The sequence below is a fragment of the Peribacillus folii genome (genome assembly GCF_030271255.1).
Lineage (GTDB): Bacteria > Bacillota > Bacilli > Bacillales > DSM-1321 > Peribacillus.
The window spans coordinates 88,990-103,987 of sequence record NZ_JASJOM010000004.1 but is presented as its reverse complement, the minus strand read 5'-3'; the positions used below and the strand labels follow the sequence as shown (position 1 = coordinate 103,987).

Annotated in this window: 14 protein-coding genes; 12 read left to right on the top strand and 2 right to left on the bottom strand. The window is 44.5% G+C overall.

Going from position 1 to position 14,998, the window contains the following annotated elements; all coding sequences use genetic code 11:
- Positions 1-189 precede the first annotated feature (189 nt).
- From QNI08_RS07680 to QNI08_RS07655, 6 genes are all read left to right on the top strand, one after another.
- Positions 190-1,290 (top strand): amidohydrolase/deacetylase family metallohydrolase, encoded by a 1,101-nt coding sequence (locus QNI08_RS07680; protein ID WP_285766840.1) that lies wholly within the window; start codon positions 190-192, stop codon positions 1,288-1,290.
- Entirely contained in the window at positions 1,268-2,377 is a 1,110-nt protein-coding gene (locus QNI08_RS07675; protein ID WP_285766839.1) for a DgaE family pyridoxal phosphate-dependent ammonia lyase, read from the top strand. The genes QNI08_RS07680 and QNI08_RS07675 overlap by 23 nt, the downstream gene beginning before the upstream one ends.
- On the top strand, positions 2,374-3,129 hold the full coding sequence (gene dagF / locus QNI08_RS07670; RefSeq protein WP_285766838.1) for a 2-dehydro-3-deoxy-phosphogluconate aldolase: 756 nt from the start codon (positions 2,374-2,376) through the stop codon (positions 3,127-3,129). The genes QNI08_RS07675 and dagF overlap by 4 nt, the downstream gene beginning before the upstream one ends.
- A complete protein-coding gene (locus tag QNI08_RS07665; RefSeq protein WP_285766837.1) occupies positions 3,122-4,135 on the top strand; it encodes a sugar kinase in 1,014 nt (337 codons plus the stop codon). Before dagF ends, QNI08_RS07665 begins: the two co-directional genes overlap by 8 nt.
- 17 nt (positions 4,136-4,152) lie before the next feature.
- Positions 4,153-4,875: a GntR family transcriptional regulator gene (locus tag QNI08_RS07660; protein ID WP_285766836.1), complete on the top strand. Its 723-nt coding sequence runs from the start codon at positions 4,153-4,155 to the stop codon at positions 4,873-4,875.
- Positions 4,876-4,937: 62 nt separating this feature from the next.
- Complete coding sequence (locus QNI08_RS07655; RefSeq protein ID WP_285766835.1) at positions 4,938-6,263, top strand: GntT/GntP/DsdX family permease; 1,326 nt, start codon at positions 4,938-4,940, stop codon at positions 6,261-6,263.
- A gap of 181 nt (positions 6,264-6,444) precedes the next feature.
- On the opposite strand, the gene yppF is transcribed toward QNI08_RS07655, so the two are convergent.
- Both yppF and QNI08_RS07650 read right to left on the bottom strand, forming a co-directional pair.
- Positions 6,445-6,627 carry a YppF family protein gene (gene yppF / locus QNI08_RS22500; protein ID WP_352231202.1) on the bottom strand — a complete coding sequence of 61 codons (183 nt, stop codon included), beginning with the start codon at positions 6,625-6,627 and terminating at the stop codon, positions 6,445-6,447.
- A gap of 426 nt (positions 6,628-7,053) precedes the next feature.
- Positions 7,054-8,343: an MFS transporter gene (locus QNI08_RS07650; RefSeq protein ID WP_285766834.1), complete on the bottom strand. Its 1,290-nt coding sequence runs from the start codon at positions 8,341-8,343 to the stop codon at positions 7,054-7,056.
- A gap of 529 nt (positions 8,344-8,872) precedes the next feature.
- Between QNI08_RS07650 and QNI08_RS07645 the strand changes: the two genes are divergently transcribed.
- The 6 genes from QNI08_RS07645 to QNI08_RS07620 all read left to right on the top strand — a co-directional run bounded on the left by QNI08_RS07645 (position 8,873) and on the right by QNI08_RS07620 (position 14,990).
- Positions 8,873-9,679: an alpha/beta fold hydrolase gene (locus QNI08_RS07645; protein WP_285766833.1), complete on the top strand. Its 807-nt coding sequence runs from the start codon at positions 8,873-8,875 to the stop codon at positions 9,677-9,679.
- A 73-nt stretch (positions 9,680-9,752) separates the two neighbouring features.
- Positions 9,753-10,574, top strand: a complete 822-nt coding sequence (locus QNI08_RS07640; protein ID WP_285766832.1) for an IclR family transcriptional regulator — start codon at positions 9,753-9,755, stop codon at positions 10,572-10,574.
- Between the two features lie 243 nt (positions 10,575-10,817).
- Complete coding sequence (locus tag QNI08_RS07635; protein WP_285766831.1) at positions 10,818-11,351, top strand: cupin domain-containing protein; 534 nt, start codon at positions 10,818-10,820, stop codon at positions 11,349-11,351.
- Positions 11,352-11,464: 113 nt separating this feature from the next.
- Complete coding sequence (locus QNI08_RS07630; protein ID WP_285766830.1) at positions 11,465-12,403, top strand: VOC family protein; 939 nt, start codon at positions 11,465-11,467, stop codon at positions 12,401-12,403.
- A gap of 77 nt (positions 12,404-12,480) precedes the next feature.
- Positions 12,481-13,272 carry an SDR family oxidoreductase gene (locus QNI08_RS07625; RefSeq protein ID WP_285766829.1) on the top strand — a complete coding sequence of 264 codons (792 nt, stop codon included), beginning with the start codon at positions 12,481-12,483 and terminating at the stop codon, positions 13,270-13,272.
- Positions 13,273-13,301: 29 nt separating this feature from the next.
- Entirely contained in the window at positions 13,302-14,990 is a 1,689-nt protein-coding gene (locus QNI08_RS07620) for a thiamine pyrophosphate-binding protein (RefSeq protein WP_285766828.1), read from the top strand.
- Positions 14,991-14,998 lie beyond the last annotated feature (8 nt).

The window sequence follows — 14,998 nt, the reverse complement described above, 5'->3', positions numbered from 1 at the left end:
GATCAGATTGCCTTATCTCATACAAAACTACTGAAAGGACGATTAAACATTATAACGTTATATTGATTACTTTAAATAAATATGGTAATCTATTTTTGTAAAGGAAATTACATGAATCTTATAGACCATTGTAACCGTTTTCGAATATTACTTATGATCGATAGGACGTTTTTAAAAAGGATGAGGGAAATGACTGGTAGGTTAATACTGAAAAATGTAAGGATGTTAGATGGTGATGCAGCGGATATCATCTTGGAGAATGGGGTGATCAATGAAATTGCGCTGCCCGGTACTGCAACTGGAGAAGAAATGATAGATTATGAGAACAAAGCTTTTGTTTCGAGCGGATGGATTGATATGCATGTACATGCCTTTCCGGAATTCGAACCGTATGGTGATGATGTTGATGAGATCGGCTATAAAACGGGAGTGACGACGGTGATTGATGCGGGGAGCACCGGAGCTGATCAAATATCGGATTTGGTTAAAAGCTGTAAAAGCGCCAAAACGAATGTTTTCGCTTTCCTGAATATTTCGCGGATCGGCTTGAAAAGGATTGATGAATTATCGAATCTATCATGGATAAACGAAGACGAAATAAGAAAGGCATTTTCCCAATACGGAGATTTTATCGTAGGACTTAAAGCGAGAATCAGTAAAAGCGTGGTCGGTCCGAATGGCGTCGAGCCCTTGAGGATTGCCAGGAGATTCTCAAGCGATACCGGATTGCCTTTAATGGTCCATATCGGTTCAGGTCCGCCAGATATAAAGGATGTCCTGGAATTACTTGAAGAAAAAGATATTATTACTCATTATTTAAATGGAAAAGCCAATAATTTATTTGAAGCCGGGGAACCCCTGCCTGAGTTAACCAAGGCGATTGAGCGTGGCGTTCATTTGGATGTTGGTCATGGAACGGCCAGTTTTTCTTTTCCGACAGCTGAAATGGCAAGTGAGAAAGGAATTCGTTTCAATACGATCAGTACCGATATTTACAGGAGGAACCGGGAAAATGGTCCCGTATTCAATATGGCCAACGTGCTCACCAAGTTTTTGTATTTAGGTTATCCATTAAAGGTAGTGATAGATGCCGTTACGGTAAATGCGGCAGCGTGGCTGCGTAAGCCAGAGCTTGGCAGAATTTCAGTCGGGGATATTGCGAACCTGACATTATTTTCAGTCGAGGATGAGTCCTCGCTTTTGAGGGACTCTGAGGGAGAAGAAAGAATGGCGGATAAAAGAATCGTGGCAAAAGGAGTCGTTATAAATGGAGAGTTCTTTGAATGCTAAATACGGATTGAAAAGAGTCATCAATGCAAGCGGCAGGATGAGTATACTGGGGGTTTCCGCCCCAACTGACTCCGTGATGGAAGCAATGAAAAAAGGCGGCCAAAATTATGTGGTAATAACGGAATTAGTCGAAAAATCTGGTGAGCATATTGCCAAGCTGCTCCAATCGGAAGCTGCCATTGTCGTAAACTCGGCATCCAGTGGCATTGCCCTTTCCGTGGCAGCGATCGTTACTCAAGGAAACAAAAGAAAAAGTGACCGGCTTCATCAAGAGTTTATCCCAAAAAATGAAGTGATCATGCTGAAGGGACATAACGTTCAGTATGGGGCACCGGTTGAAACGATGATTTACCTCGGCGGCGGGAAATTGGTTGAAGTGGGGTATGCCAATGAAGGGAAGGCAGAGCATATTGCCGATGCCATCAATGAAAATACGGCCGCAATTTTATACGTGAAATCCCACCATGCCGTCCAGAAGAACATGATTTCGATTGAGGAAGCTTGGGAAGTGGCTAAAATTAACAATATTCCTTTGATTGTTGATGCAGCAGCGGAGGAAGATTTAAAGAAATATGTGGAATTTTCGGATTTGGCGATCTATAGCGGTTCAAAAGCGATTGAAGGGCCCACTTCAGGTATCGTTGCCGGAAAGAATAAATATATGGAATGGCTTAAGGTTCAATTGCATGGCATTGGCAGGAGCATGAAGGTGGGGAAGGAAACGACCTTTGGCCTGCTTCAGGCCCTTGATGAGTATTTTGTCAAAACGGATAATAGCGAAAAAGAAAAAGCTAGTTTACAAGCTCTCACTTCGCTGGAGTCCATCGATGGCGTTAAGGTAACGATTGTTCAGGATGAAGCCGGACGTGCCATATACAGGGCACGCATTTCCATTGATCCTTCCATTGCGGGTATGACTGCCAAGGAAGTGAACGAACGCTTGCAAACTGGCGATATTGCCATTTATACGCGGGATTATGGCATTCGCCAAGGCTTTTTTGATATCGATCCACGTCCATTGCAAGGGGATGACATTCATGTCATTGAAGCTCAGTTAAGAATCATTTTAGGGGGAATTCGAGGATGACTAACATAAACAAACGCTTTTTGAATGATCGAGTGGCGCTTAATGTACTTGCTAATAGTGTCGAAAATGCAGTAGAGGTATTCAATGCAGCTGAAGGCCATGTTTTGGTTGGGGTGCTTTCCAAAGATTATCCAACCGTTGAAGCGGGAGTAATTGCAATGAAGGAATATGGCGAGTCCATAGAACAAGCAGTATCGATCGGTCTTGGCGCTGGTGATAATAAGCAGGCGGCAGTTGTTGCAGAAATTGCAAAATACTATCCTGGCAGCCATATCAATCAAGTTTTCCCAAGTGTAGGGGCGACAAGGGCTAATTTAGGCGATAAAGATAGCTGGATCAATTCGTTGGTTTCTCCCTCTGGTAAAGTTGGTTATGTCAATATTTCCACCGGACCTGTTAGTGCAGGTGCAAGTGAAACGGCCATTGTACCGATCAAAGCGGCCATTGCCTTGGTCAGGGATATGGGGGGCAATGCGTTGAAATACTTCCCGATGAAGGGCCTTGAGCATGAAGAAGAGTATCGCGCAGTCGCAAAAGCCTGTGGTGAAGAAGGCTTTGCCTTGGAACCTACTGGCGGTATCGACCTGGAGAATTACGAAACCATTCTGGAAATAGCTTTAGAAGCAAAAGTGCCTAAAATCATTCCCCATGTTTATTCTTCTATCATTAATGAAGAAACCGGAAAAACGAATGAGGAGGATGTAAGAAAATTATTGGCCATGACAAAACAATTGGTTGAAAAACATGCCTGAACGAATTGTGGCATTCGGTGAAGTGATGATGCGCTTGCAGGTACCGGGACATGCATTATTATCACAAGCTAGCACGCTGCAATACTCCTTTTCAGGCACTGGGGTAAACGTAGCTTCTGCGATGACGAAGCTTGGTCATGATGGGTATCTTGTCACAAGATTACCGAATAATCCTCTTGGGGATTCAGCGGTGGTTTCCTTGCAGCAATTAGGCATTGAACGGGATTTTATTTCCAGGGGCGGCAAGTATATGGGAATGTACTTTTTGGAAAACGGCTTTGGGCAACGGGCAAGCCGAGTCACCTATTCCAATCGTCTCGAAAGCAGCTTTAACACAGGTTCACTGTCCGACTATGATCATGAGGGGATTGCTGAGATGGCCGATATCATCCATTTTTGCGGCATATCGCTTGCCATGGCGGAGAATGTACGGGAAAGTATGAAGGTGCTGGCAAGGAAAGTGAAAGAAAAAGGCGGGATGATCTGTTTCGATTGCAATTACCGCCCTTCCTTATGGGAAGGAGGGTATTCAGCTGCCAAGCCTCATTATGAGGAGATGCTTTCCTTGGCGGATATCGTCATGATGAATGAAAAAGATGCCATGTATATTTTAGGAATGAACTCCAAGTCCTCACAAAGGGATGGACAGTTAAGGGAGCTGATTCCTCAAGTGGCCCAAAAATACGGTATCCAATCAATAGCGGGAACACATCGATCAATCAACGGCGATAATACCCATAGATTGCGTGGATACTTGTACAAGGACGGCACATTTCACTTTTCAGATAACCTTTCATTTTCCGTTTATGATAGAATAGGTTCAGGCGATGCATATACGAGCGGAATCCTCCATGGAGAATTGACGGGCTTTTCCCCAGAAAAGACAGTTCTGTTTGCAGCTGTCTCGGGAATGCTGGCGTGTACGGTCGTTGGTGATACTCCTTTGGCAACTGAAAGGGAGATATTGTCCGCCATGGAAGGTAAAATGGAAGATATCATAAGATAAAAGGCAGGAGATTTGGGATGAGAGTGAATAGGAAAAATGGACCGATGTATTTACAAATTAAAGAAATATTGAAGGACCGCATTTTACATGGGGTTTATGCCATTGACACGAACATCCCCTCCGAGCCTTTACTGGAAGAAGAATTTAATGTAAGTAAGGTTACTGTCCGCAATGCGATTAAAGAACTTGTGCAAGAGGGATATGTTGAAAAGAAAAGCGGTAAAGGCACTAGAGTCATAGCGAATGGATCGATCGTGAAGCTTTCGAAGGGTAAACGGTTCACGGAGCTATTGGTGGAGGAAGGCCATTTTATATTTAAAAAGATGCTGAACATAAGCCGTGTTGAACTTCCTGCTGACTCCAAGCTGCATTCTTTATTCGGAGCTGATTGCATAAGCATTGAACGAATCTATTTGTTGGACAACGAGCCTTATATTTACTTTACGCATTACGTTTCCCTAAATTTGGACCAAGCGGAATTGGACGAGGTCCAAATCAATTCCTTGTACCGTTTTTTGGAGGATCATGGCGTCAAGCTTGAAACGTTCAGGGATGAGTTTGCCGTTACCATCCCGCCGGACCATATATGTGAAGCGCTGAGAATTGAAAATAATAGTGCTCTCCTAAAAAGGATTAGGATCTCAAGTGACGGGGACGGAAATGTCATGGAATATAGTGAAGGGTTTTACAACACGGCGAAACAGAATTACATCGTGACATACAATGAGCCGGTACAATGATTTGAATTTCGGTTCGTTGTATCGCTTGATTGTAAGCGATTTCTTAGGGGCTGGGAGAGCAAATGGATCTATATTTGTTAGGAATCACATTACTGGCGATCGTCATAGTTATTTTAGGGGTATCATGGTGGAAATGGCATGCATTCATTAGCTTGACTGTAGCCAGTTTGTTTTTAGCTATATTTTCCGGTCTTCCTATGGACAAGATTGTAGGCGCTTACGAAACGGGCGTCGGTGCAGTGCTAGGTCATCTTATTGGCATCTTGGCTTTAGGGACGATCTTAGGGAAGATGATGTCCGACTCAGGAGCGGGCATGCAGGTAGCCGACTTTTTCATTCATAAATTTGGTGTGAAGAAATTGCCTTGGGCGATGCTGTTGTCTGGTTTCATCATCGGAATACCGGTATTCTTTGAAGTGGGTTTAGTGATCTTGCTCCCTCTAGTGATTTCCATACGTAAATCCACTAAAGTGAACATTTTATTGATAGGAATTCCAGTACTTGCTGGTCTTTCGATCGTACATGGGCTGGTACCGCCGCATCCGGGAGCGATGACGGCAATCGGGATTTATAATGCAAACATGGGGCACGTACTTCTATATTCATTGATTATAGCATTCCCGACAGCTGTGATTGCCGGTCCTTTATTTGCAAGATGGATTCAAAAAAGGGTGGTACCTGTCGGGGAACCTGAATTAATCAGGGTTGAAACGAAAGCAGATGCATTACCAGGAACGGGGGTTTCTTTCTTTATTATCCTTTTGCCGGTGCTGCTTATGGTTTTGACGGTGCTGGCACCTTATCTGCCAATATCGGCCTCCATTGAAAAATTCCTGATGTTTATCGGCAGTCCGGTCATTGCCCTATTAATCTCTTGTTTTGCAGCTTATTATTTCTTGGGCTTCAAACAGGGAATGGATAAGTCTCTCATGAAAAAATTAACGGAAGAATGCTTATTGCCTTTGGCTTCCATTATATTGATCATTGGTGCAGGCGGTGGTTTCAAGCAAATATTGATTGATAGTGGTGTGGGGACTGCCATAGCATCCATGTCCGAACAGATATCATTATCACCAATCGTGCTGGCATTTTTAGTGGCTGGATTGATTCGGATTGCCACAGGCTCTGCAACGGTCGCTTTGACAACAGCAGCAGGAATCGTTTCACCTGTAGTTGCCAGCATGACAGGCGTTAACTTGGAATTACTCGTTATTGCCACGGGCGCAGGGTCCCTCATGTTTTCTCATGTTAATGATGCCGGTTTCTGGCTGGTCAAGGAGTATATGGGATTAACCGTAAAAGAAACGTTCAAAACATGGACAGTCATGGAAACCCTTCTATCCTTTGTGGCGTTCGGTCTTGTATTGATCTTGGACTTATTTGTTTAGCGATCAGAAGGAGCATGCTTCATGATAGCTAGCATTGCTTTACCCCGGTGATGTGTCTTCAGACGACATATTACCGGGGTTTTCATTGGGCATTGACGCCTCATTGGACTTAGTGAACGAATGAAGATAACTGGCTAGGATGACAAAGGAAATGGGATCATATCATTCTGGATTTTTCCCTTTATCCAGAAGTCGCTGGATTTGCTCCCCGAAGATATAAATCCTTGCAGAGACTTCGATATTGTAAGATTGACAGCTTACCGTTAACATATTCATTTTGGATATAGTCCAACAATTCATTGGCATGATTGGGCTTCCGGCGCTTTTCTTGAATATAATGGAGAATCAAAACTTCTATCGTCACACACTCACCTTACTTGACAAGTATTTTTTTCATTAACAATATAACATGGTAATTCAAGTAATTATCATTTTTTGAATATTTTAACTATCGACATTTTTTAACAAATATAGGAACGGTTTTAGAGCTGATATTCGAAACATGCCGAAAAATCCCTCGTAGGTGATAAATTATCTACTCATATTCAGTGAATAATTCCTCTTTATAAGAACCAGAAGGAACGTCGATCGGGGTGAGTAAGTTGTTACGCGTTTCATTGCACTGCAGGCACTCGCCTCTTTTCAGAAGGATTTCGGCACCATAGGGAGTGAAGGAGTATAAGGCTACAGGGGAACACCGCCTTGAAGAAGCCATACAGGAAGGATAAAAAGGTTTCGGAATGAGATTCCGAAACCTTTTGTCTATAAACTGCTAACTGTCGTATGTGCGTCATATTTGAATTTTTTGTTTGGAAAATGGCAGTGGATGAACCTCTGCGGCTTCCTTCTTAATCGAGAATATATAAGCCCCCAGTCCTAGGATGGCTGCAAAAATGAGCATGGCAATCGATGAATTGAAGTCCCCGCCGGAAAGGTCGCGAAGCCAGCCCATGATATAGCTGGAGAAACCGCCCATGATATTGGTAAATCCGATCAAGCCTGCGGCACGCCCTGCCGTTTCTGGTGTTGAATACTTGACCATCAGCATATTGCTGAGATGGAACACACCGCCTTGGCAGCCCATTGCAAGTCCCATGCATAGCCCTGCCAGGATTGGATTTCCAATGAAGACGGCCACTGTCAAAAAGATAGCCGTCATAGTGAATAGAAGAGAGGCCATCAAGCTGGGACGACGCGTCTTGTCCGCAAGAAATCCGCATGCAAGCACAAACCCAAGCGCAAAAAGCCAAGAGAGGGAAGTGATGCTCGACATTCCTTCCTTGTCGAAGCCTTTTGCTTCAATAAGATAAGTCGGAAGCCAAATGCTTATTCCGAAAAACAGGAAGGAACAGACAAGCATGCCGAACCAGACAATCCAAAAGCGGTAATCCTTGGCGAAATTTTTAGCCTCCGATGGATTGCTGTTCTTGTCTTCCTCATCCGGTTTGCGAATGAAAGCCAATTCCTCTTTACTTATCCGGGGGTGTTCCTCCGGGGTATTTCTCGTCATGAAGGTGAACATCGGGATATTGATGAATAAGTTGAATGCTGCCAGCATGAAGAAAGCTGCTTGCCAGTGAAGTAAAGAGATGACAAGCACCAGCAAAATGGCTCCGATCGCTGGACCTAGATAGTTGCCAGTGAGCCAGGATGCCTGGGCCCTGCCCAATTCACGTTTGTGGAACCAGCTAGAAATGAATTTCCCTGATACGGGAATCATCATTCCTTCCCCGAAACCGAGTATGATCCTGCTAATTAAGAACACCTCATATGAATGGGCAAGACCGGACATGATCATGGTAAGTGTCCAAATGAATAAACCGGCGATGGCTGTTTTTCGGGCTCCCAGTTTATCGATGATGAATCCCCAAAAAAGGTTTGAAACACCGTAGGCAATCGTGAATACGAAAGAAAGAAGACCGATTTTTGCATTTTTGTCATCACCTGTCATACCGAGGGCATTCAAGAATTCAGGGTCAGTTTGAATGATGGATATGCCAACCTTATCTATTTGTCCGAAAAACCAAAAGAAAAAAATTGGAACGGCAATGTACAACCATCTTTTTTTCCCATTTAACACAACACCATCTCCTTGTCGATTTTAGCATGGCTAATAGCACTTACCATCAATAATAAGTGAATCTTGGGGCTCCTGGCAGCTAATGGCCCCCTTCTTTGCCTCATCACGCCTTTCTTCAATGAAATTAAAGGTGACTTTTCCGGGAGGTGTTTTGTAAGCAAAACAAAGTTTTACTTTATTAACGATAAAATAAATAGATTCGATTGTCAATTTAATATTTTGATAATTTAATATTTTTAGAATATTAACTTCGGGCTGTCTGATATGTGGTGTAAGCAATGCTAAGGTATTTGAAGATCCGGGAAAACTGCCTCTTCAAGGAGGAGCGAAATTTACATTTGTTTTTATTTTCAAACTTAGATATATTTGGAAGGTGATGTAACTAAAAGCAAATAAGGGCCGGTCCTTGCAAAATGTTGAAGAGGCAGGATTGCCCAAATAGTTTTATAGGCGTAAATATGCTTTAATAAACAAATAAGCAATCAATCTATTTATTCTTGATGATCAGAAGGATAGGGAGGGTTTAAGGATGTCAACGAGGCACTTAGAAAAGCACTCGATTCACTATCTGGAATCGGGAGATGGAAAGGCGCTCGTCATTCTGCATGGTTTAGGAAACAATTCACAGTCGTGGAAACAGCAGCTCAGTCAGTTGAAGGAAGATTACAGGGTAATTGCCTGGGATGCGCCAGGGTACGGAGGAAGTTCCGATCCGCAGGAAGAATTTCAGGATTTTTCCCAGTTTGCAGATGTATTGAAGGAATTTCTTGAGAGTCTTGGTTTGCAATCGGTATACTTGCTTGGACATTCGATGGGCTCGGCCATAGCACTAGAATTTTCAAGCAGGTTTCCGCATATGGTTGAAGCGTTGATCATAGCGGATGCGACACGGGGATCAGCCGGGGTCAGCGCTGAAGAGAATGAACGGAAGCTTCAGAATAGATTACATTCGATTAATACGTTAAAGCCGGAAGAGCTTGCTAAGAAAAGGGTGAAGGCGCTCTTGTCCCCCAATGCTTCTTACGGGGTGGTGAAGGAGGCGGAACGGATCATGTCTCAAGTACGGCCAGCGGGATACCGGTCCGTTTCATACGCTTTATCGAATCTGAATCAAATGGAATGGCTTTCTTCCATTTCCGTTCCGACATTGGTCATGTGCGGTGAATTGGATCAAGTCACCCCTGTTAGCGAATCAAAGGTATTTCATGAGCTGATTCCCCATTCCGAGTTGGCCATCATCCCAAATACCGGCCATTTATGCTATCAGGAAGATCCGGAAACATTCAATGGATTCGTTACTGATTTTTTGAAGAGGAAACAAACAGAGCATACATAAAGAGAGACCAGAAGGGGATGGATTTTTTCAAAGTGGGGAAATCAGATGAATATACAACTGGAGGAATACTCAAATGGTAAGCGAAGAAAAAGAAAAAGAAAAAGAGAAGTATAGTGCTAATTCATTGGTAAGAGGGCTCGAAATCATTAAGCTTTTCAATGAATCACAGCCGAGTCTGTCCCTTTCAGAAATTGCCAAACAATTGGGTGTAAGCAGAACGGTTCCATACCGGCTATTATTTACGTTACAAAATATTGGCTACCTTTCACAGGATGAACATACAAAGAGGTATAGTTTAACGCCTAAAGTGCTGGAGTTGGGGTTCAGTTATTTGAATAGCCTGAAATTCCAGGAAATTGTTCAACCATATATGGAGGCACTTCGAGATGAGATTGGAGCCTCCTGCCATCTTTCCATTTTGGATGGACAGGAAGTTGTTTATGTCGGCAGTGCCCCGATCAGAGGCGTTTCCGCTGTCAATGTGAACATCGGCTTGCGGCTGCCAGCACATGCGTTGGCAAATGGAAAATTACTTTTGGCTTATCAACCGAAAGAATTGCTTATGCAAATGATCAAAATATCCAATCTCACACCCTATACGGACAAAACACTTACTACCCCTGCTGAATTTCTGAAGCAGCTGGAATCGATCCGCCAAAATGGTTACTCGATGACAAGCGGGGAATTCCATCCTGGCATCCGTTCGGTAGCTGCACCTATTTTTGATAGAAACGGTAAAGTCTTGGCTGCCTTGAATGTCGTGGCAACAGAGTCTGCTTATCAGGCAGACTTCATCGATAAAATCGCCCTGCCGAAATTGCTGGAAATCTCCCGGCAGTTATCAGTGTTTATGGGATACAGCGGAGCAAGGCCCTATCAACACGAGGATGTTTGAAGAGAAGTGAACCAGCTTAAAATGAATAAACCAAAAAAAAATGTGGATTCCCGAAATGGGTGTCCATATTTTTTTTGCTTGAAGTAAAGATAAGTCTTGTTCATATTATCGAGATTATATTAAAGGTTTTAAATATTCTAAAAATTAATTGACAATGATTGGGTTTCGCTTTAGTATTAATTTATAGATGAAACATTGTTTTGCCAATGAAACATAACAACCTTTATAAGGAGGATTTTAAAAATGACAAAAGAGACATTTTCAGTGCAGGATTTCGAAAAAAAATATGTGGCAAGATTGAAGGATAGGACGCTCGATTGGAATGTCCTGAAGTTCCAGGAAGAAATCGATCCGGCATATAAGCGTGCCCAGATGAGATACATCGGACGCGGTGCAACAGCGAATAACGATACCAATATCATTGCAGGTGAACACTTCACCCTAAGTACGATGGTGCTTCCCCCGGGCTGCATTGGACCCTTGCATCTACATGACGATGTGGAAGAAGCATTCTTCATCCTAGAGGGGGAAGTCACGGCCTTGATTCAGGAAGATAGCTACAGTGAAGTTCATGAGATTAAGCTAAATGCCAGAGATTGCATCAGCAGCCCTCCTGGAGTTTACCGGGGAATCAGGAATGACGGGGATGTTGAGGCACGGATGCTTGTCATGCTTGGAGCGGTGAAGCCGAACCTGCCGACATACCCGGAGGGAAGTGCGCTGGAGGAATTGCGGAAACAACGATCGAAGGAAAGGGAAGCCATCATTAAAGACTGATCATTTACACGAGGAGGGCACCTGAATTATGAAAATTAATCGGGCGCCCTTTTACCATTAAGCCAATGCAGCCTGTTTAAAAAAACAATCCACGATTATGGGGGGGATAAATAATGCTAGGAATTACTCATTTACGCCATATTGGCATGATCACACCGAATTTTGATCAGCAGACAAAGTTTTATGAACGGGTTTGGGGATTGGATAGGGTGTTTGTCCCAGAAGAGGAACATACCGCTTATTTCCGAGGTGCTGGTCCTGAACATCATATTTTAAGTCTTCATAATGGAGAAAAGCGTGGCTTGCATCATATTTCATTTGGGATGGTCGATAAAAATGCCGTGGACCGGGCGGCGGAAATTTTACGGTCGAACGGTGTTCGAATCATCGATCAACCTGGATACCTGAACGAAGCTGGTTCAGGTTATGGCTTACGCTTTGTTGATCCGGAAAACCGGGTGATCGAACTTTCGGCTTGGGTAGAGGTACAAACCTCGATTTGGAATAAGAAAAATGTGGACCCAGTGAAGTTGAATCATGTTGTCATGAACACAAAGGACTTGGATATGATCGTTACGTTTTATACGGATATCCTTGGTTTTAAAGTCACCGATTGGAGCGAGCATCAAATGTCTTTTTTAAGGTGCAACAGGAAGCACCATTCCATTGCTTTCAATCAAGATGCGCATGCTTCAATCAACCATATCGCTTATGAGGTCGATTCCGTCGATGAACTGATGCGCGGAATAAGCAATGTTCGGAAATCTGGGCTGTCCGAGCTTTGGGGGCCAGGCCGTCATGGACCGGGTGACAATATTTTCTGTTACTTTCAGGACCCGGGCGGTTTTGTCATGGAGTATACCTGCTACCTGGAAACGATTGAGGATGAAGCTGAATGGAGAGCGCGTGTCTGGAAACGAGTGCCTCATTTAATGGATCAATGGGGCATTGCAGGTCCGCCGACACCTGAAGCACGCAAAGCAATGGGCGGAGAGCCCGACCCGGGCTGGGTGGGAGTTTCCGCTAGTGAATCGATCCCATCGGATCAATAATGGGGACTTTCTTTCCTCCCACAGTTAAAAGGGCAGGATGATTGTTAACGAAAAGGGCTTTGAAAAGGAGTGACAAGATGGATTTAGGCTTGCATGGAAAAGTGGCTGTCATCATGGGGGGCACATCTGGCGTTGGCTTGAAAACCGCCGAATTGTTCTTAGCTGAAGGCGCAAAGGTGGCAATATGCGGCAGAAGCAAAGAGCGTTTGGTAAATGCTCAACGGCAATTGCTCTCACTGGCAGACGAAGAAGATATTTTTGCATCTACTTGTGATGTCACTTCAAAAAAGGAAGTGAATTCTTTCATTGATGGAACGGCAGAAAGGTTTGGCGGGATTGATATAGTGGTGAATGCTGCCGGTCAAAGCGTGATGGGCCACTTTTTTGACATAAGCGATGAACAGTGGGATGAACAAATTCAATTAAAGTTTTTTGCGATCATTTATGCCGTTCGGGCATCTCACCCACATCTTGTCAAAAGAGGCGGAGGGCGGATCATCAACATTAATGCCACGCTTGCCAAAGAACCGGAACGTCACATGGTGGCGACTGCTGCGGCAAGGGCCGGCCTCTTGAATTTAAGCAAAACACTGTCCCAGGAACTGGCTTTTGATAATATATTGGTGAATTCCGTAAGTCTTGGCTTGATCCGTACCGACCAGTGGGAGCGCAGAAGAATGAAAAATGCCCCGCATATGGATGCGGACGAGTACTATCAAGATCTTGCGAAAAAGAGGAACATTCCGCTTGGGCGTGTAGGTGAACCGGAGGAAGTTGCCAGTGTGATCGTCTTCCTTGCTTCAGAAAAAGCAAGTTACGTGGCAGGGTCAACGATTGAAACGGCAGGAGCGATTGGTAAGGCACTTTAACCATATTACTGAAAAGGTAGGATAGCGCCATGAATATAATAGAAGAAATGGAGTTTACGGCTTCCGATTCCATCGTAAAGGAGCTAGTACATGCAGGTGTCGAGGTAGCCTTTGGAATCGTCAGCATTCACAATATGCCGATTTATGACGCGATTCTTAGAGACGGAACGATTAAACTCGTTTGTTCACGCGGAGAGAGCGGAGCAGTCAACATGGCCGATGGATATGCACGCGCGACGGGGAAATTAGGCGTAGTGATCACCAGTACGGGGACTGGAGCTGGAAACGCCGCTGGTTCATTAGTGGAAGCCTGGGCCGCAGGTGTGCCCCTTCTTCATCTTACGGGCGAGGTTGCTTCCTCGTATCTTGGAACAGGTAAAGGGTACATACATGAGTGCAAGGACCAGCTAGGGATGATGGGCGGTGCCTGCAAAAATGCAATAAGGCTTAGGAATCCCTACCAGGCTGCAACACTGGTAAGGAAGGCCATTTCCGAAGCGGTAACGGCTCCAGCCGGACCGGTTACCTTGGAAATCCCGATCGATTTTCAATCGGCAATCATCGATGATTTTTCCCCTGATATGCTTCAGGATACAGAGCATCAAACGAAAACGGCCGCATATGTTCCTGAACGGGCCGTGGAACAACTTGCTGAAGCAAGGCGACCGGTCATATGGGCTGGGGGAGGGGTGATAAGCGCCAACGCATCCCATGAACTGCAAAAATTAGCAGAGCTTTTGGGCGCAGCGGTCATAACCAGTCAATCAGGAAAAGGTTCAATCCCCGAAAACCACGAACTATGCATTGGTCATTTTGCGGCCTATGAACAGACGAAAGAATTTTTGCGGAAGGCCGATTTATTGATTAGCATAGGCGTGAGATTCAGAGGGAATGAAACCTCCAACTGGAAGGTACCCGTCCCTGAAGCGCATATAGCGGTCGATGCCGATTGGCAGGCCATTAACAGAAACTATAAAGCTTCGATAGGTTTGGTTGGCGATGCAAAAGATATGCTCGCAGCTATCATTCATAAGCTTGAGGGAAAATCAGTACAGCCAGTTCCTTCTTATTTACAAGAGGTCCGTTCACTGCGTGATGAAGTGCGTGCTCAGCTTCGGCTCACACTTGGCCCTTATGAACAATTTGTGGATGGGATGAGGGAAATATTGCCGCAAGATACCATTTTGGTCCGTGATGTAACGGTTCAGGCAAATGTGTGGGGAAGCCGGCTGTTTGAAATCCATGAACCGAGGACATCGATTCATGCATCAGGGGGCGGAATCGGCCAAGGGCTTCCAACGGCGATTGGCGCACAGATGGGCTGTCAAGATAAAACCGTCGTTCTCATGGCAGGAGATGGAGGATTCATGGTCAATATCGGGGAAATGGTTACGGCAGCGGAAGAAAATTTGCCAATCATTATTGTATTGTTTGATGACTCGGGCTATGGAGTTCTCCGCAATATTCAATCTGCTGCATATGGAAGGCAGGTAGCTGTGGATTTATTGAGTCCTGATTTCGTAAAGCTGGCTGAAGCGATGCATTTTACTGCGGTTCGAATCGGTTCTGGAGATGAATTCGTATCCGAATTGATAAAGGCGAAAGAACGACGCAAGCCTTCCATGATCGTCGTTGATATGGAGGCCATCGGTCCGATGGCGCAGCCATTTGGCGGACCTCCTGGAGCTGCTGAAGCCTTTAAGCCTAAAAAATTATGATGGAGGAA